Here is a 17,278-nt window from a genome sequence, read left to right on the forward strand (position 1 = left end):
TCCCTCCTCCCCTTTGTGGGAAAAGGGAGGGGTGGCGCGGAACAAACGCTACGCCAACTCCTCTGCATACGCGATCGAAACGCCGTATTCGGCGGCTGCGTCGAGTATCGTGTGCCACAGGCTTTCCGCGAAGGTCGCGAACACCAGAAGGTTGAACACAGCCTGCCCATCCGGCCGGTCATTGCCGCGCCAGAGATTGACGCTGGTGTGATCAATCGAGGTGGCGGCAGCGGCGCCGATCGGGAACACCGTCGGATGCAGGTCGATCGACGACAATTTTGCCAGCATGGTGCGCGCCTTCGCGCCCGAGACGCCGATCAGGGCGCGCGCATGCGACTGGTCGGACAGCGAGGCCGATTGCGAAAACGCCTGGCTCAACGGTGCAAACGTGTGCTTGCCGCCTTTTGACAGGACGAGGAACTGGTCCGGTCCCGACCAGATCAGCGCGGCATCGGGCGACTGGATCGCCTTTGGCACGTCCGGGGCCGCCACGCCGAAACGGGTCTTAGCCGCGCTAGCCAAATCAGCCCATCTGCCGCGCCGCGCCATAATCTGGATCAACTCGAAATTGCGAACTTCAGTGAGCGAAACGCCAGGCTCGACGTCACGCGCACCATAGGCGCCCGCAACAAGCGCGTGCTGCAGCGGACTGCGCGAAACCCAGGAAAATTCAGCCACGCTGGCGCCCTCCATCCGGGTCGTAGAAGACGGAATTGCACAGTTCAACGTCATAGTCTTCGCCGCGCAGCGGATCGTGCGCGTGGACGATCTCGCCGATGCGCTCGCGGCCACGCTCGACAAGCGCAAGCCCGATCCACTGGTCGAGCGTCGGCGAGAAGCAGACCGAGGCGACATAGCCCTGGTCGTTGTCGGGACCCGGTATCTCGCCCTTCGGAATGACATGCGCGCCCGAGCGCAAGCGGCGCATCTTGTCGGTCGGCTTGATGCCGACCACGACCTGCCGATCAGCTGCCGCAAGCGCCTCGCGTCCGGCCATGGCGCGGCCGATGAAATCCTTCTTGGTCGACATCATCTTGGCCAGGCCGAGATCGGCGGCCGTCGTCGTGCCGTTCAGCTCCGGTCCAGCGACATGGCCCTTTTCGATGCGCATGACGCCGAGCGCTTCGGTGCCGTAGGGCGTCACACCGAATCGTTTGCCGGCCAGCATCAGGTTGCGCACCAGCGCGTCGCCGTAGCGGGCCGGAACGGAGATCTCGAAGGCCATCTCGCCCGAAAACGAGATGCGGAACAGCCGTGCCTTGATGCCGCCGCGAAGGGATACTTCCCGCGCGCCCATGAACGGAAACCCCTCGTTCGACAAATCCTCGGCCGGATCGACGATTTTTCGAAGCAGGTCACGGGTCTTCGGCCCGGCGACCGAGAATTGCGCCCACTGGTCGGAGACCGACGTCAGTTGAACGTCGAGTTCGGGAAACAGCACCTGCCGGCAGAATTCGAGGTGCTGCATCACCGGCCCGGCCTTGGCGGTGGTGGTGGTCAGGAAATAATGATCCTCGGCCAGCCGCGACGTGGTGCCGTCGTCATAGACCATGCCGTCCTCGCGCAGCATCAGCCCGTAGCGCGCCTTGCCCACGGCGAGATTTGAGAAGGTGTTGATGTAGACGCGATCAAGGAAGGCACCGGCATCGGGGCCGTGCACGTCGATCTTGCCGAGTGTCGAGACGTCGCAGAAGCCGACGCCCGAGCGCACCGCCTTGACCTCGCGGGTGACCGATTCCAGCCAGTCCTTCTCGCCGGCGCGCGGATACCATTGGGCGCGCTTCCACAGGCCGGTGTCGACAAAGATCGCGCCCTGTTCGGCGGCCCAGTGATGCGACGGCGTCAGCCGCGTCGCATGGAAATTCTCGTCGCGGTGATGGCCGGCGAAGGCGCCGATGGCGACCGGCACATAGGGCGGACGGTAGATCGTCGTACCGGTCTCGGGGATGGATCTGCCTGACACCGCAGCCATGATGGCGAGGCCGGCGACGTTCGAGGTCTTGCCCTGGTCTGTGGCCATGCCGAGCGTCGTGTACCGCTTCAGGTGCTCGACCGATTCGAAGCCTTCGCGCTGTGCGAGTTCGATGTCCGAAGCGGTGACATCGTGCTGGTGGTCGACAAAGGCTTTTCCCTTGCCGGCGACATGCCAGAGCGGCGTCAAGGAAAACGCTTCGTCGTCGGCGACGGGCGGCGTGCCGGCCGTGCCGCTGCACCCGGCGCTCTGCGCCGCCGCCGCACCGGCGGCAAACCCTTGGCTCAAGCAGGCGCCAAGTCCGAAGGCACCGTTGGCGGCGCCGGCGGCCACCATGCCGGGAGGAGCGCTGTCCGGCACGAAGGCTGATATATCGTCCTGCCATTTCGGCCGGCCGCGATGATAGGAGGTCAGCCCGACCGCCGGGTTCCAGCCGCCGGAAACGGCAAGCCCGTCGGCTTCGACTTCGGCGCGCGCCCCGCCGGTCAGCGACACCGCTATTTTCCTGACACCGTCCTTGCCGCCGTCGACGCCGACGACGGACCCGTTCAGCACGGGAAAGCCGGCTTTGGCGGCAAGCGCACGATGCGCGGCGGACACCTCCGGGCGTGCATCGACGACCGCCGCGATCTGCAGTCCGGCGCGCAGCGCGGTCTCGGCCGTGCGCCAGCCATCCTCATTGTTGGTGAACAGCGCAACGCGCCGTGCCGGCGTTGCTGCGTAGCGTTCGACATAGGTTCGCATCGCCGAAGCCATCATCACGCCGGGCGTATCGTTGCCGGCAAAGACAACAGGCCGTTCGATGGCGCCGGCTGCAACGATCGAGCGTTTGGCCACGATCCGCCACAGCCGCTGGCGCACCTGGTGCTCGGGCGGCGAGGGCAGATGGTCGTTGACCCGTTCGATCGCGCCATAGGTGCCGCCGTCATAGACGCCGAACAGCGTCGTGCGGCTCATGATACGGACATCGGGCAACGTGGCGAGCTCGGCCAGCGTGCGCGCAATCCATTCCGCTGCCGGTACACGGTCGATCGTGCCGCCATCGGCAAGCAGCCGGCCGCCGAGTGCAAAATCCTCCTCGCACAGGATGACGCGGGCGCCAGAGCGACCGGCGGCAAGGGCTGCCGCCAGCCCGGCCGGGCCGGAGCCGGCGATCAGCACGTCGCAATGCGCCCAGGCCTTGTCGTAATGGTCGGGGTCGGCAACGCCCGCCGCGCGTCCGAGGCCGGCGGCGCGGCGGATCGCCGGTTCGTAGATGGCCTCCCAGAACTTTGCCGGCCACATGAAGGTCTTGTAGTAGAAGCCGGCGACGAAGATCGGCGCGAACAGCTGGTTCACCGCCATCAGATCGTGGCGCAGCGACGGCCAGCGGTTCTGGCTGGCCGCTTCGAGACCGTCATAAAGTTCTGCCGTCGTCGCCTTGGTGTTCGGCTCACGCCGCGCACCCGTGCGCAGTTCGACCAGCGCGTTGGGCTCTTCCGAACCAGCGGTCAGGATGCCGCGCGGCCGATGGTATTTGAACGAGCGGCCGACCAGCTTGACGCCGTTGGCGATCAGCGCGGAGGCAAGCGTGTCGCCCTGGAAGCCGGCAAGGATCTTGCCGTCGAAGCTAAAGTTCAGCGGCGCCGAACGGTCGATCAGGCCGCCGCTCGCCAGCCGGTGTGTCTGCGCGAGACTAACCATCAGGCGCCAACCTTGGCGGCACCAACGCCCGCCGCCGGCTCGACCGATGAAATCTCGTGTGTCAGCGTGTTGCGGGCGATCTTCAGCCAGGCCCGGCAGCCGCCGCCATGATACCAGTGCTCGCTCGTCTCGCCGGCGACATTGTCGCGCAGATAAACGTAGTCGAACACCTCGTCTTCCGAGGCTCCGGCTGCCGGACGCACCGGCTTGGCGTCACCCAGATAGGTGAACTCGCCGAGTTCGCGTTCGCCGCAGAAGGGACAGACAATACGCATGTTTTCCGGCCGTCCTCAGTGCAGGTTCGGTTGGGCGCCGACGCCCTTTTCATCGATCGCAGCACCACGCCGGAACCGGTCGAGGCGGAATCTTGCCGCCTCCTTGTGCGGTTCGTCGCGGGCCAGAAGATGGGCAAAGACAAAGCCCGAACCCGGCGTCGCCTTGAAGCCGCCATAGCACCAGCCGGCATTGAGATAGAGCCCGTCCACCGGCGTCTTGTCGATGATCGGCGAACCGTCCATCGACATGTCCATGATGCCGCCCCACTGGCGCAAGAGCCGCACGCGGCCGATCATCGGCATCAGCGCCATGCCGCCCTCGCAGACGTCCTCCATGACCGGCATGTTGCCGCGTTGGGCATAGGAATTGTAGCCGTCTATGTCGCCGCCGAAGACCAGGCCGCCCTTGTCCGACTGGCTGACGTAGAAATGGCCGGCACCGAAGGTCATGACGTTGGGGATCACCGGCTTGATCGCTTCGGAGACGAAGGCCTGCAGGACATGGCTTTCGATCGGCAGGCGCAGGCCGGCCATCGCAGCGACCCGCGAGGAACTGCCGGCAACGGCCATGCCGACCTTGTCGGCCCCGATTTTGCCGCGCGAAGTCTCCACGCCGGTCACTTTGTCGTTGGCGTCGCGCACAAAGCCCGAAACCTCGCAATTCTGGATGATGTCGACGCCGAGCGCGCTGGCCGCATGCGCGTAACCCCAGACCACGGCGTCATGGCGCGCGGTGCCGCCGCGCCGCTGCAGGAGGCCGCCTTGTACGGGAAAGCGGGCATTGTCGAAGTTCAGGAACGGCATCATCTTCCTGACCGCCGCAAGGTCGAGCAGTTCGGCATCGATGCCGTTGATGCGCATGGTGTTGCCGCGCCGCGCATAGGCGTCGCGCTGCGCGTCGGAATGATAGAGGTTGATGACGCCGCGCTGGCTGACCATCGTGTTGTAGTTGAGGTCTTGCTCCATCCGCTCCCACAGTTTCATCGACAGCTCGTAGAAGCCGGTATTGCCGGGCAGCCCGTAATTGGAGCGGATGATGGTGGTGTTGCGGCCGGCATTGCCGGAGCCGATCCAGCCCTTTTCCAGCACGGCGACATTCCTGATGCCGTACTCGCTGGCCAGGAACCATGCCGTCGCCAGGCCGTGACCGCCGCCGCCGACGATCACCACGTCGTAGTGATCCTTCGGGCTGGCGTCGCGCCATGTGCGCTGCCAGGCCTTGTGACCGGAAAGCGCGGCGCGGGCGAGGGAGAAGATCGAGTATTTCATAAGTCTGTTCCGAGGTCGCTCGCGCCACGCAGGACCTTTCTTGACGCATCGGATACAACCGAAAACCGCTTCACACTTGTCGGTCCGATGCTCTAGATATCCAGCGTGTGGTCGCGCTCCCACTGGGTGAAGTGGGAAGCATAGGAATTCCATTCCTGGTGCTTGAGCTTTAGGTAAGCCGACGAGAATTCCTCACCCAGCGCCGCCTTGAGCGATTTGTCGTTGTCGAACTCGCGCAAGGCATCGAGCAGGTTGAGCGGCAGCTTCGGCGCGCCCTCAACCGTGTGTCCGAACTGGTACATGTCGATGTCGTAGCGCTTGCCGGGATCGGCCTGCGAGCGGATGCCGTCGAGGCCGGCGGCGATGATGACGGCCTGCAGCAGATAGGGGTTTGCCGCGCCGTCGGGCAGGCGCAGTTCGAAGCGGCCGGGGCCGGGCACGCGCACCATATGGGTGCGGTTGTTGCCGGTCCATGTCACCGAGTTCGGCGCCCAGGTCGCGCCCGAAATAGTGCGCGGCGCGTTGATGCGCTTGTAGGAGTTGACGGTCGGGTTGGTGATCGCGGCCAGTGCCGAGGCATGCTTCATGATGCCGCCGAGAAAATTCCTGCCCTTCGCCGACAGGCCGAGCTCCATGGCATTGTCGGCAAAGACATTGGTCTTGCCGTCTCTGTCCCACACCGAGATGTGGGCATGGCAGCCGTTGCCGGTCAGGCCGGGGAACGGCTTCGGCATGAAGGTCGCGCGCAGGCCGTGCTTTTCGGCAACGGACCTTACCATGAACTTGAAGAAGGAGTGCTTGTCGGCGGTCGCCAGCGCATCGTCGAACGCCCAGTTCATCTCGAACTGGCCGTTGGCGTCCTCATGGTCGTTCTGATAGGGGCCCCAGCCGAGCGCCAGCATGTGGTCGCATATCTCGGCGATGACGTCGTAGCGGCGCATCACCGCCTGCTGGTCGTAGCAGGGCTTCGACGCAGTGTCGTATTCGTCGGAAATCGTCTTGCCGTCCGGCGAGATCAGGAAGAACTCGGCTTCGACGCCGGTCTTGATGTGCATGCCGTCGCCGGCCGCTTCAGTGATCAGCCGCTTCAGCGTGTTGCGCGGCGCCTGGGCGACGGATTTGTCGTCCATGATGCAGTTGGCGGCGACCCAGGCGACATCAGGCTTCCACGGCAACTGGATAACCGAATCCGGATCCGGCACCGCCAGCATGTCAGGATGCGCCGGCGTCAGGTCGAGCCAGGTGGCGAAACCGGCGAAGCCCGCACCGTCCTTCTGCATGTCGGCGATGGCTTGTGCCGGCACCAGCTTGGCACGCTGCCCACCGAACAGGTCGGTGTAGGAAATCATGAAATATTTGACGCCGTTCTCTTTGGCGAATGCGGCGAGATCGTTCCCCATTACAGTTCCTCGCTTATGGTATTTTTGGTGGTATGATATCTTAGAAGCCGTTCTTCCCCGGTATCCAGTTGGTGCCGGCCAGCGGCACGCCGGCCATGGCGGCGGCTTCGATCGTGAGCGCGACGAGATCCTCCGGCTCGAGATTGTGCAGGCTGTTCTTGCCGCAGGCGCGGGCAATTGTCTGCGCTTCGAGCGTCATCACTTTCAGGTAATTCGCCAATCGTCGTCCAGCGGCGATCGGGTCGAGCCGCTTCATCAGTTCGGGATCCTGCGTGGTGATGCCGGCCGGGTCGCGCCCCTCATGCCAGTCGTCGTAAGCACCGGCCATGGTGTCGAGCTCGTTGTAGTCCGCCTCCCAGCGCGGATCGTTGTCGCCGAGCGCAACCAGCGCCGCCGTGCCGATCGACACCGCATCGACGCCGAGCGCCAGCGCCTTGGCGACATCGGCGCCGTTGCGGATGCCGCCGGAGACGATCAGCTGCACCTTCCGGTGCATGCCGAGATCCTGCAGCGCCTGCACCGCCGGCCTGATGCAGGCAAGCGTCGGCTGGCCGACATTCTCGATGAACACCTCCTGCGTTGCGGCGGTGCCGCCCTGCATGCCGTCGATCACCACGACATCGGCGCCTGCCTTCACGGCAAGGGCGGTGTCGTAATAGGGCCGCGCGCCGCCGACCTTGACGTAGATCGGCTTTTCCCAGTCGGTGATTTCGCGCAGCTCCAGGATCTTGATCTCGAGATCGTCGGGCCCGGTCCAGTCGGGGTGGCGCGAGGCCGAGCGCTGGTCGATACCCTTCGGCAGCGTGCGCATTTCGGCGACCCGGTCGGAGATCTTCTGGCCGAGCAGCATGCCGCCGCCACCGGGCTTGGCGCCCTGGCCGATGACGATCTCGATCGCATCCGCCCGCCGCAAATCGCGCGGGTTCATGCCGTAGCGCGACGGCAGATACTGGTAGACCAGCGTCTTGGAATGACCGCGCTCTTCCTCGGTCATGCCGCCGTCGCCTGTGGTCGTCGAGGTACCCGACAGCGTCGCGCCGCGGCCTAAAGCCTCTTTCGCCGGACCGGACAGCGAGCCAAAACTCATGCCGGCGATGGTGATCGGGATTTTCAGCTCGATCGGCTTCTTGGCGTGGCGCGAACCCAGCACGACGCCAGTGTCGCAACGCTCGCGGTAGCCTTCGAGCGGATAGCGCGAGATCGAGGCGCCGAGGACCAGCAGGTCGTCGAAATGCGGCAGCTTGCGCTTGGCGCCGCCGCCGCGGATGTCATAGATGCCGGTCGCCGCAGCGCGGCGAATCTCGGAAAGCGTGTAGTCGTCGAAGGTCGCGGATTTGCGCGGCGTCGTCGGCGGGTTGCGATAGGTCATGCTGCCTCAATACGCGTCGGCGTTGTCGATGTTGAAATTGTAGAGCGTGCGCGCCGAGCCGTAGCGCTTGAACTCCGCCGCTTTGACGCCGGTCACCCCAGCGCGATCGAGCAGGCCCTGCAGCAGTTCCAGATGCTCTGGCCGCATCTCCTTGGCGATGCAGTCGGCGCCAAGGCTGCCGACCTTGCCGCGCACGAACAGCCGCGCCTCGTAGATGGAATCGCCGAGCGCGTCACCCGCATCGCCCAGCACCACCAGATTGCCGGACTGCGCCATGAAGGCCGACATGTGGCCGATATTGCCATAGACGACGATGTCGATGCCCTTCATGGAAATCCCGCAGCGCGACGACGCATTGCCCTCGATGACCAACAGCCCGCCCCTGCCGGTGGCGCCGGCATATTGGCTCGCATCGCCTTTGACCGTTATCGAGCCCGACATCATGTTCTCGCCGACGCCGGGTCCGGCCGAGCCATGCACGGTGATGGCGCTGCCGTCGTTCATGCCGCCGCAATAATAGCCGACGCTGCCGCGGACATCGATAGTGATCGGCTGGTCGACGCCGACGGCGACCGAATGGCTGCCTTTCGGGTTGAGCACTTCCCAGGCGGTCTCGTTCGAACCGGGGGTCAGATTGTGAAGCGCCTGGTTGAGCTCGCGCAGCGGCAACTCGGCCAGGTCGAAGGCCCGTGACGCTCGACTTTGGACATGGCCCTGGTCAAGGGCCTTGGAAATGTTGATTGCCGGCATCAGCTCAATGCTCCCAGAAATAGACGGTCGCGGGCTCGGGTTCCCAGACCCTCGCACTGTCTATGCCGGGCAGTTTGGTGAGCGCACGATACTCCGAGCCGAAAGCGACATACTGGTCGGTTTCGGCCATGACGGCGGGCTTGCAGGCGATCGGATCGCGCACCACGCCGAAACCGTTCTTGGTGCCGACGACGAAGGTGAAGAAACCGTCGAGGTCGCTCAGCGTGCCTTCCAGCGCCTCGCCGAGATTCTTGCCATGCGCCATCTGCGAGGAGAGATAGGCGGCCGCGACCTCGGTGTCGTTCTCGGTCTCGAATTTCATGCCTTCGCGGATCAGCTCGCGGCGGACATTGTTGTGATTGGACAGCGAGCCATTGTGCACCAGGCACTGGTCGGCACCAGTCGAGAACGGATGCGCGCCCATCGTCGTCACCGCCGATTCCGTCGCCATGCGGGTATGGCCGATGCCGTGCGTGCCGGTCATGCTGCGCACGTCGAAACGATCGACGACCGCTTCGGGCAACCCGACTTCCTTGTAGATTTCGACAACGTCACCGGCGCCCATGATGCGGATGTCGGGGCGCAGCGCCTGTATGGTCTCGCGCGCTTCATCGATCTTGTCGGGCGTGGTCCTGACGACCGCATGCGTCGATTTCACGCTGAGCGTCACCGGCGCGCCGATCGCCTTGGCGAGTTCGGCGTCAAGGCCGCGGAAATCGCGCTCCGGCTTCGCCGACTGGATGGTGATCTTGGCCTCGTTGCCCGACGGCGCGCCGTAGATGGCGATGCCGGCGCTGTCGGGACCGCGATCGCTGAGCGAGATCAGCATCTGAGACAGCATCGAGCCGAGCTGAGGCTCGAGCGACTTGTCCTTCAAAAACAGTCCGACGATTCCGCACATGTCAGGCTCCCGAGGTGAGGTATGATTTGGGTGCTATCAGCTTCATGAATCAAATTCAACTCACATGAAAGTTTTTTTCATATTAAACAAGTCGCCTGGCGCAATCGAGGCGCCAGGCGACGTGTTTCGGTCTAATAGCGGTCGATTGCCGCTCTCGTTTCCTCTCCGCTGCGATCCGCAGCCATATCGGCCTCGATTTCAGCGCTCTCGTGGCGCGTCTGGAGGATGTGCCACCCGATCCAGAAGGCGAGGCCGACGATGACCATCAGGACCTCGGAGCCCTGAAACGGGTAGATCGCGCCGACGTCCTTGAGATCGACGGCCCAGTTTTCCATTCCATTGGTCGACATTGCGAATTCTCCTTGTCCGTTGACTATTTCATCATGGCCTTTTCGGCGGTTCCCACTTCGCGGACCGACGCCTCGAAAGCATGGTTGAGGGCAAAGTCGACGCCCTCGAGTTCCACCTTCGCCGGCACGCGCAGGAGGTTCATGCTGTTGAGGATCTTGCATGCGACGAAGGTGGGAACGAAACCGAGCACGAACATCAGCACTGCGCCCGCGAAATTACCGAGCGGGTTGATGTGCGCGAAGCCCTCATAGGGCGAGGACGGCTGTCCCCACAGCATGAAGCCCGCCACCACGACCCCGAGGAAGCCGCCATAGCCGTGCACGGCAACGGCCCCCACCGCATCATCGATCTTGAAGCGGCGTTCGACGAAATAGTGCAGCTTGTAGCAGATGGTCGGGACGATCGCGCCGATCAGCAGCGCCTGGATCGGGTGATAGAGGTCGTTGCCGGCCGAGGCCGAGATGACGCCGCAAAGCCCCATCGAGAATGTCCAGAACGGGTCGCCTTTCGAGACGAGGTAGCCGGCCATCATGCCGCCCGACAACGACATCAGGAAGTTGAAGGTGATCGCCGAGAGCGTCGTCGGCGCGAGATAGATGTTGGTCGCCGTCCAGGTCTCGCCGGTGATCTGGCCGGCAATCGTGGCCGGGCTGATCAGCGGAATGTTGCACGCGGCATAGAAGCCCCAGAAGCCGGTGTAGATCAGGAACAGGCCGATCGTGACCAGCCACACATTGTGCGGCGGGATGTCTCGCGGCGTGCCGTCGGCCTTGAACTTGCCGATGCGCGGACCGAGCACGATGAGGAAGGCGAGTGCTGCTCCGCCGGCGATGGCGTGCACGACGCCCGATGCATAAGCGTCGTGATAACCCCAAAGCTTCACCATCCAGCCTTGCGGATGCCAGCCCCAGGACGCGTCGAGGATCCACAGGACCGAGCCGATCAGCACCGCGACGATCCAGAACGCACCCGAGCGTGCGCGCTCTATGATCGAGCCCGAGATGATCGACGCCGTCGTGATGGAAAACAGCAGGAAGGCGCCCCAGAACACGCCGTTGAGTCGATGCCACAGCGCGGCGTCGGCTGGCGTTACTCCGGTCTCGCCTGGATTGACGCCGGACAGGTGAGTGCCCATCAGCGGATTCCACGCTTCAGCGAAGGGTGCCGTGACAAGCCCGCCCGCGATGCCCGGCCCGTTGGGGAAGCCGAAATAGATCCACCAGCCGAAAAAATAGAACGTGACCGTGACGAGCGGGATCGCCATCGCGTTCTTCATGAGCGTCTTCAGGTGATTGCGCCGGCGCGACACGCCGACCTCGTAGGTGCAGAACCCGACATGGATGAGGAACATCATGACGATGGTCACCCAATAGTAGAATTCGGTGAAAATGGTCGTTAGAGCGTTGAGATTCCCTTCCATTTCATGTCCCCTCCGTTCAGTTGCGTTCCTTGCCTCTCAGTAAAACTTTTTGCATCTTAGTATTGCGCGCTTTTGGAGTTTTGAGTCAATATGGCGTGGACCGCCGCGTGGCTCTGACGCCTTGAAGCGGCGAAACGTCGGCAATCGTGTTGAGGAGAAGCAAGTCCATGACGGCATCCTGGAGATTTTCGACCTTGGCGGATCGCCATCGTGCGCTCGGTTCGAAGCTCGAAGACTGGAGCGGTATGGGCACCGCCTGGACTTACGACAAGGACGCCGACGAGGAGTATATCGCCATCCGCACCAAGGCCGGGCTGATGGACGTGTCGGGCCTGAAGAAGGTCCACATCACCGGGCCGCATGCCTCGCACCTGATCGACCTCGCAACGACACGCGACGTCGAGAAGATCTATCCCGGCAAGTCGGCCTATGCCTGCATGCTCAACGAGGCGGGCAAGTTCACCGACGACTGCATCCTCTACCGCACCGGCCCGAATGCCTGGATGGTCGTGCACGGTTCGGGTACCGGTCATGAGGAGTTGCAGCGCGCCGCCATGGGCCGCGATGTCTCGCTGCGCTTCGACGACAATCTGCACGACCTTTCGCTGCAGGGTCCGATAGCCGTCGACTATCTGGCAAAGCATGTGCCGGGCATTCGCGACCTCAACTATTTCCACCACATGCAGACGCAGCTGTTCGGTTTTCCGGTGATGATCTCGCGCACCGGCTACACTGGTGAACGCGGTTACGAGATTTTCTGCCGCGGCCAGGATGCCGGCACGATCTGGGACACCATTCTCGATGAGGGCAAGAGCGCCGGCATCATCCCGTGCCGGTTCACCACGCTCGACATGCTGCGCGTCGAGAGCTACCTCCTGTTCTACCCCTACGACAATTCGCAGAAATATCCGTTCGAGAACGAAGGCCCCGGCGACACGCTGTGGGAACTCGGCCTCGACTTCACTGTCAGCCCCGGCAAGACGGGCTTTCGCGGCGCCGAGGAGCACTACCGCCTCAAGGGCAAGGAGCGCTTCAAGATCTTTGGCGTGCTGCTCGAAGGCAAGGAGCCGGCCGACGAGGGCGCGCCGGTCTATCGCGATGGCAAAAAGGTCGGCGTGGTGACCTGCGCCATGTATTCGCCGCTGGTGAAGAAATCGATGGGCATCGCCCGGCTCGACGTCGACTGTGCCGTCCAGGGCACCCGGCTCGAGATCCGCAACAAGAGCGGCGCCATCAGCGCAACCGCCGAGCCGCTTCCGTTCGACGATCCGAAGAAGACCAAGCGCACGGCGAAAGGCTGAGGCACACCGAGAGAATGGCAGCGAAGAGCATCATCAGCCGGCCGGTCTACGGAACCCTGTCTCCGCAGCCCGGCAAGCACCATCTTTTCGTGGCGGATGCGGAAGGAGCGCTGGCGATATCAGACCTGGCCGCCAAGGCGCCCGCGGGCTTTTTCCGCGATGCCCACATCATCTTCATCCCCGGGCGCGACGGCAAGCATGTCGCCGCGCTCGAAGCGCTGAACCCGGTGCAGTTCCACCAGGGTCCTTCCTTCGCCAGCGCCTTGCCGCGGCTGAAGCAGACCCTGGCCAATGCGCATATGGGCCTGCGCCTCTATCTCGCCGGCACCGAGGGGCTGATCGGCCAGGCCATGCAGGCGGCGCTCGAAGCCGGCATCGACCATACCTCGATCCAGACCGAGCATCGCGGCTCGCTGGCGCGTCGCGTCCAATGCGTCCACTGCAAGGGCATCACCGAAAATGTGACGACGCAGCCTGCGACCTGTTCGCATTGTGGCCTGCTTCTTCTGGTACGCGATCATTATTCCAGGCGCCTCGCGGCATTCCAGGGCGTCTGCATCAATGCGGAAGACCGCAGCGAAATTCCTCCCACGGAGGAGATTTTTCGATGAGCACCGGTACCACCAAGCTCGACGTCGTGGTGAGCGATGTCGTCCCGGTCAACGAATTGGTCACGCGCTTCCACTTCCGCCGGCGCGACGGCGCGCTGCTGCCGACATTTTCCGGCGGCGCCCACGTCGTCGCCGAAATGCGCGACGGCGAGCGGACCAGGCTCAATCCCTATTCGCTGATGGGCTCGCCGCTCGACACCCGCGAATACACGATCTCGGTGCGCCGCGACGATGCTGGCCGTGGCGGCTCGCTGTTCATGCACAGGCATGTCAGGCCCGGCGCGGAGATGGTGATCAGCTACCCGGTCAATCTGTTCTCGCTCGACCTGCGCGCCAGGAAGCACCTGATGCTGGCCGGCGGCATCGGCATCACCCCGTTCATGGCGCAGACCGCGCAGCTGGCGGCGGAGGGCGGCAATTTCGAATTGCACTACACCTGCCGCACCGCTTCGCTCGGCACCTATGCCGATGTGCTGAGGGAGCGCTACGACCGTCGGGTCAGGCTCTACCACGACGACCGCGACGAGCGCATTGAGCTCGACCGCCTGCTGTCGTCGCAGCCGCTCGGCACGCATCTGTATGTCTGCGGTCCGTCGGGCATGATCGACTGGGTGCGCGATCGCGCCGCCGCCTTGGGCTGGCCGGCGGAAACCGTCCATTTCGAGCATTTCGCCGCCCCCCAGCCCGGCGCCCCGTTCGACGTAACGCTGGCGGTCAGCGGCAAGACGATCCGCGTCGACGAGCAGCAGAGCCTGCTCGAGGCGATCGAGGCGGCCGGCGTCGATCCGCCCTATCTCTGCCGCGGCGGCGTCTGCGGCCAGTGCGAGACCAACGTCATCGCACATGACGGCAAATTCATCCACAACGATCACTGGCTGAGCGAGGAAGAGCATCGATCCTGCAGGAAGATCATGCCCTGCGTTTCGCGCTTCGAAGGCAGGTCGCTGGTGCTGGAAAGATAGGAGGCGAGCTTGGGCATCACCTTTCGCAAGGAAACATTCCGCGACGACTTCACCTTCAGGAATAGTCCGGAACACATCCGGCGGTTTCCATTCCCGTTCCACGAAGACAGCTACATGTATGCGGTCAATATCGAGCCGCATGTCGTCGGGCCGAAGGGCAGCGTTCTGGAAAACCTGATCGACGTCGACGAGCACTATGTCGCCGAGATGCAGGACCGCGCTCTGGTGCTTGCCGAAGACCCGCTGCGCTGCCAGTCGCTGCCGCACATGACGCTGGCCGGCTGGGATCTGCTCGAACTTCTGATGGAACAGCAGGCGCTGGGTTACCCCGAGCATTTCACGCTGGCGCGCGACGGCGACCGCTGGCGCTGGATCAACCGGCCGCTTGGCATCGACGACACCTTCACCTTCGGTGACGTGTCGACGCTGCCCTACGGCCCGATGGAATACATCACGCGCCAGAGCCAGGGCGATTTCTGCATTCTCGACCAGCGTGACGGCAATCTGTGGATGGACGCCGGCATGGTCACCACCCAGGCCGACTGGTCGCTCGATTTCGACATCGGCATGAATTTCTTCGAGTGGCACGCGCCGGTGCCGCTGGCGCATGAGAAGGGGATTTTCACCCGGGCGCTGAAATTCCTCACCAACATCCAGCAAGGCAAGCCGGCGCGGCGCCTGAACTGGACCATGACCATCAATCCACGCCTCGACACCAGCCCGGAAAACTATCACAAATGGGGTCCGGATCGCACCACGGTGACGCCTGAAAACGTCGGCGAAAAAGTCCATCTGCGCGTCGAATTGCAGAGTTTCTGGCGGCTGCCGCGCTCGAACGGCATCGTCTTTCCGATCCGCTGCTATCTGATCAAGATGGATGAGTTGGTGACGCAGCCCAAATGGGCACGGCGCCTGCACCGCGTCATCCGCGATCTCCCCGAGGAACTCGCTAATTACAAGGGCCTGACGCGCTACCGCCCGACGCTGGTCGAATGGCTGTCGAAGCTGGACGACGGCAGCCCGACAAGCCCAGGCTTTGGGCCGGACTGATTGGAGTTCGCGCGGGCGCTTCCGATCACCTGAGAAGATTTCTGACCCCGCACCGATGATTTCGGCCCGCTTGCGTTGTCCTGATCAATGGGCGCGCCTGGATGGTCCAGCCGCCCGGAGAGCGAGGGGTCCATGGGATCGTTACAAGGTCAGAATGTCGTCGTCGTCGGAGCGAGCCGGGGTGTCGGACGCTCAATCGCAGAAGCCGCCCTCAGCGAGGGAGCGACGGTTCTCGCCGTCGCCCGCGGGGAACAGGCTCTGGCGGAATTTGCCTGGGAGACTTCGGGCGTGAAGACACTCGCGGTCGATGCAACTGTGGACTCAGCCCCCGATGAGGTCTTCGCCGCGCTTGAGCCGGATGTCCTGGTGATCTGCGCAGGTGCCCTTGCCCCCGCCGCGCCCGTGCAGGAACTGACCTGGGAAGCGTTCTCCGCAAACTGGGAAACGGACGTCAAGGCGTCGTTCCTGTTTTGCAGGGCCGCTCTGCGGGGTCCGCTCAAGCCGGGGACCCGGATCGTTCTGATCTCCAGTGGCGCAGCCTTGAGCGGGGGGCCACCGTTCGCCGGCGGTTATGCCGGCGCAAAGCGCATGCAGATGTTCCTGGCCGGTCATTGCCAGAAGGAATCGGATCGGCTCGGCCTGGACCTGCGCTTCATGGCGCTTGCGCCTATGCGTATCATGCCGGAGGGCGCCGTAGGTAAGGGCGGCGTCGACGGCTATGCGGCCTATCTGGACATTCAGCCCGCGGACTTCCTCGCGAGCATGACCGACATGCAGACGCCGGCCGATGTGGGAAGGGCGGTGGTTGCACTCGCCACCGGGAAATCACAAGGCAGTTCCTTCGCGGTGAGCGGGAGCGGGCTTGCGCCGGCCGCCTAAGGCGCGCGTAATGCAAACCTAGTCCGGAACTACAGAATCCGCATGACAGATGCTCAGGCACCTCTCGAGCCAGCAGGCCAGCCGATCCTAGGTCGGCTGGCCTTCGAGAAGTTCACGGTGGCCCATCGCCGGGAGCTCAAGCTCCACTGCTATCGCATGATGGGCTCGCTGCACGAGGCGGACGATCTCGTCCAGGACACGCTTCTTCGTGCCTGGCGTGCAAGGTCGGAGTTCGACGGGCGGGGTTCGGTTCGCGGTTGGCTCTACTCGATCGCGACCAACTCTTGCCTCAACGCCCTCAAGGCGCGGACCAGGGCGCATCGGATTCTGCAGCAGCCCAGACGGCCGCCCTCCCACGGGCCGGCCACAGGCGGGCCGGCAGCCGAGGTCGCCTGGCTGGAGCCTTACCCGGACGCGGAGCTTCCAGGCCTCGCTGATAGTGAGCCAGGTCCGGAAGCGCGGTATGAGACCCGCGAAGCAGTGCAACTCGCCTTCGTCGCCGCGATCCAGGATCTGCCGCCCAGGCAGCGCGCCGCCCTGCTGCTGTCCGACGTCCTGGGCTGGTCGGCTGCCGAGACGGCGCGATTGCTGGGCGGGTCGACCGCTTCGATCAACAGCGCATTGCAGCGGGCCCGCGTAACGCTCGCGGCGCGATATCCTCAGGGACGTCCGATGCGTCGATCGCAGCCCAACCCCGAAGAAGGCCTGCTGCTCGAACGTTACATGCAGGCCTGGCAGGCCGCCAATCTTGACGGCTTGATCGAGCTCTTGCGTGAGGACGCCACCTATCGCATGCCGCCTTGGTGGGAATGGTATCAAGGACGCGGGGCGATCCGCGGTTTCTTCGAGACCATCTGGACCAATTTTGCGGGCTTCCGCGCGGTGGCCATCGGGGCCAACGCCCAGCCGGCGGTAGGGGTCTACGCGCGCACCCATCAGGACCCTGCGTGGCGAGCCCATTCCCTGCATGTGATCGAGCCCGCCGAGGGTGGCATCGCCTCTCTGACAATCTATGTGGGGCCGCTCGGCCCCAGCTTGTTTGCGGCCTTCGGCCTACCGCCAGCCTAGAGCGTGACTCATTAACA

Annotated in this window: 16 protein-coding genes; 6 read left to right on the forward strand and 10 right to left on the reverse strand. The window is 64.0% G+C overall.

Annotated elements, in window-relative coordinates; genetic code table 11:
• Positions 1 to 48: 48 nt before the first annotated feature.
• From E5X88_RS11890 to E5X88_RS11935, 10 genes are all read right to left on the reverse strand, one after another.
• Entirely contained in the window at positions 49 to 678 is a 630-nt protein-coding gene (locus E5X88_RS11890) for a sarcosine oxidase subunit gamma (RefSeq protein ID WP_292161454.1), read from the reverse strand.
• Positions 671 to 3,655, reverse strand: coding sequence for a sarcosine oxidase subunit alpha (locus E5X88_RS11895; RefSeq protein WP_292161456.1), 2,985 nt, complete (start codon positions 3,653 to 3,655; stop codon positions 671 to 673). The genes E5X88_RS11890 and E5X88_RS11895 overlap by 8 nt, the downstream gene beginning before the upstream one ends.
• Positions 3,655 to 3,930: a sarcosine oxidase subunit delta gene (locus E5X88_RS11900; protein WP_292161458.1), complete on the reverse strand. Its 276-nt coding sequence runs from the start codon at positions 3,928 to 3,930 to the stop codon at positions 3,655 to 3,657. The genes E5X88_RS11895 and E5X88_RS11900 overlap by 1 nt, the downstream gene beginning before the upstream one ends.
• A 15-nt stretch (positions 3,931 to 3,945) precedes the next feature.
• The gene (locus E5X88_RS11905; protein ID WP_292161460.1) at positions 3,946 to 5,199 is read right to left on the reverse strand and encodes a sarcosine oxidase subunit beta family protein; all 1,254 of its coding nucleotides are present in this window, start codon (positions 5,197 to 5,199) and stop codon (positions 3,946 to 3,948) included.
• Between the two features lie 92 nt (positions 5,200 to 5,291).
• Positions 5,292 to 6,599, reverse strand: a complete 1,308-nt coding sequence (glnT, locus tag E5X88_RS11910; protein ID WP_292161462.1) for a type III glutamate--ammonia ligase — start codon at positions 6,597 to 6,599, stop codon at positions 5,292 to 5,294.
• A gap of 40 nt (positions 6,600 to 6,639) precedes the next feature.
• A complete protein-coding gene (locus tag E5X88_RS11915) occupies positions 6,640 to 7,968 on the reverse strand; it encodes an FMN-binding glutamate synthase family protein (protein ID WP_292161464.1) in 1,329 nt (442 codons plus the stop codon).
• A 6-nt stretch (positions 7,969 to 7,974) separates the two neighbouring features.
• Positions 7,975 to 8,718: a GXGXG domain-containing protein gene (locus tag E5X88_RS11920; RefSeq protein WP_292161466.1), complete on the reverse strand. Its 744-nt coding sequence runs from the start codon at positions 8,716 to 8,718 to the stop codon at positions 7,975 to 7,977.
• A gap of 4 nt (positions 8,719 to 8,722) precedes the next feature.
• Entirely contained in the window at positions 8,723 to 9,619 is an 897-nt protein-coding gene (locus E5X88_RS11925; protein WP_292161468.1) for a glutamine amidotransferase family protein, read from the reverse strand.
• Positions 9,620 to 9,750: 131 nt separating this feature from the next.
• Positions 9,751 to 9,969 (reverse strand): hypothetical protein, encoded by a 219-nt coding sequence (locus E5X88_RS11930; protein ID WP_292161470.1) that lies wholly within the window; start codon positions 9,967 to 9,969, stop codon positions 9,751 to 9,753.
• A 23-nt stretch (positions 9,970 to 9,992) separates the two neighbouring features.
• A complete protein-coding gene (locus tag E5X88_RS11935; RefSeq protein WP_292161472.1) occupies positions 9,993 to 11,390 on the reverse strand; it encodes an ammonium transporter in 1,398 nt (465 codons plus the stop codon).
• 167 nt (positions 11,391 to 11,557) lie between these two features.
• Between E5X88_RS11935 and E5X88_RS11940 the strand changes: the two genes are divergently transcribed.
• The 6 genes from E5X88_RS11940 to E5X88_RS11965 all read left to right on the forward strand — a co-directional run bounded on the left by E5X88_RS11940 (position 11,558) and on the right by E5X88_RS11965 (position 17,261).
• Complete coding sequence (locus tag E5X88_RS11940; RefSeq protein WP_292161473.1) at positions 11,558 to 12,691, forward strand: aminomethyltransferase family protein; 1,134 nt, start codon at positions 11,558 to 11,560, stop codon at positions 12,689 to 12,691.
• A 14-nt stretch (positions 12,692 to 12,705) separates the two neighbouring features.
• On the forward strand, positions 12,706 to 13,302 hold the full coding sequence (locus E5X88_RS11945) for a dimethylamine monooxygenase subunit DmmA family protein (protein ID WP_292161474.1): 597 nt from the start codon (positions 12,706 to 12,708) through the stop codon (positions 13,300 to 13,302).
• Positions 13,299 to 14,264 carry a PDR/VanB family oxidoreductase gene (locus E5X88_RS11950; RefSeq protein WP_292161475.1) on the forward strand — a complete coding sequence of 322 codons (966 nt, stop codon included), beginning with the start codon at positions 13,299 to 13,301 and terminating at the stop codon, positions 14,262 to 14,264. The genes E5X88_RS11945 and E5X88_RS11950 overlap by 4 nt, the downstream gene beginning before the upstream one ends.
• A gap of 9 nt (positions 14,265 to 14,273) precedes the next feature.
• Positions 14,274 to 15,314 carry a DUF3445 domain-containing protein gene (locus tag E5X88_RS11955; protein ID WP_292161476.1) on the forward strand — a complete coding sequence of 347 codons (1,041 nt, stop codon included), beginning with the start codon at positions 14,274 to 14,276 and terminating at the stop codon, positions 15,312 to 15,314.
• A 132-nt stretch (positions 15,315 to 15,446) separates the two neighbouring features.
• A complete protein-coding gene (locus E5X88_RS11960) occupies positions 15,447 to 16,193 on the forward strand; it encodes an SDR family oxidoreductase (protein ID WP_292161477.1) in 747 nt (248 codons plus the stop codon).
• Between the two features lie 42 nt (positions 16,194 to 16,235).
• Positions 16,236 to 17,261: an RNA polymerase subunit sigma-70 gene (locus E5X88_RS11965; protein ID WP_292161478.1), complete on the forward strand. Its 1,026-nt coding sequence runs from the start codon at positions 16,236 to 16,238 to the stop codon at positions 17,259 to 17,261.
• Positions 17,262 to 17,278 lie beyond the last annotated feature (17 nt).

This window comes from Mesorhizobium sp., from assembly GCF_004962245.1.
Classification (GTDB): domain Bacteria; phylum Pseudomonadota; class Alphaproteobacteria; order Rhizobiales; family Rhizobiaceae; genus Mesorhizobium.

What these genes read in the sequence shown, in the direction of transcription:
- E5X88_RS11920 (WP_292161466.1), bottom strand. Translation starts at nt 8,718, where the DNA reads ATGCCGGCAATCAACATTTCCAAGGCCCTTGACCAGGGCCATGTCCAA.
- E5X88_RS11935 (WP_292161472.1), bottom strand. Translation starts at nt 11,390, where the DNA reads ATGGAAGGGAATCTCAACGCTCTAACGACCATTTTCACCGAATTCTAC.
- E5X88_RS11940 (WP_292161473.1), top strand. Translation starts at nt 11,558, where the DNA reads ATGACGGCATCCTGGAGATTTTCGACCTTGGCGGATCGCCATCGTGCG.
- E5X88_RS11950 (WP_292161475.1), top strand. Translation starts at nt 13,299, where the DNA reads ATGAGCACCGGTACCACCAAGCTCGACGTCGTGGTGAGCGATGTCGTC.
- E5X88_RS11915 (WP_292161464.1), bottom strand. Translation starts at nt 7,968, where the DNA reads ATGACCTATCGCAACCCGCCGACGACGCCGCGCAAATCCGCGACCTTC.
- E5X88_RS11905 (WP_292161460.1), bottom strand. Translation starts at nt 5,199, where the DNA reads ATGAAATACTCGATCTTCTCCCTCGCCCGCGCCGCGCTTTCCGGTCAC.
- E5X88_RS11945 (WP_292161474.1), top strand. Translation starts at nt 12,706, where the DNA reads ATGGCAGCGAAGAGCATCATCAGCCGGCCGGTCTACGGAACCCTGTCT.
- E5X88_RS11895 (WP_292161456.1), bottom strand. Translation starts at nt 3,655, where the DNA reads ATGGTTAGTCTCGCGCAGACACACCGGCTGGCGAGCGGCGGCCTGATC.
- E5X88_RS11900 (WP_292161458.1), bottom strand. Translation starts at nt 3,930, where the DNA reads ATGCGTATTGTCTGTCCCTTCTGCGGCGAACGCGAACTCGGCGAGTTC.
- E5X88_RS11960 (WP_292161477.1), top strand. Translation starts at nt 15,447, where the DNA reads ATGGGATCGTTACAAGGTCAGAATGTCGTCGTCGTCGGAGCGAGCCGG.
- E5X88_RS11965 (WP_292161478.1), top strand. Translation starts at nt 16,236, where the DNA reads ATGACAGATGCTCAGGCACCTCTCGAGCCAGCAGGCCAGCCGATCCTA.
- E5X88_RS11925 (WP_292161468.1), bottom strand. Translation starts at nt 9,619, where the DNA reads ATGTGCGGAATCGTCGGACTGTTTTTGAAGGACAAGTCGCTCGAGCCT.
- glnT (WP_292161462.1), bottom strand. Translation starts at nt 6,599, where the DNA reads ATGGGGAACGATCTCGCCGCATTCGCCAAAGAGAACGGCGTCAAATAT.
- E5X88_RS11930 (WP_292161470.1), bottom strand. Translation starts at nt 9,969, where the DNA reads ATGTCGACCAATGGAATGGAAAACTGGGCCGTCGATCTCAAGGACGTC.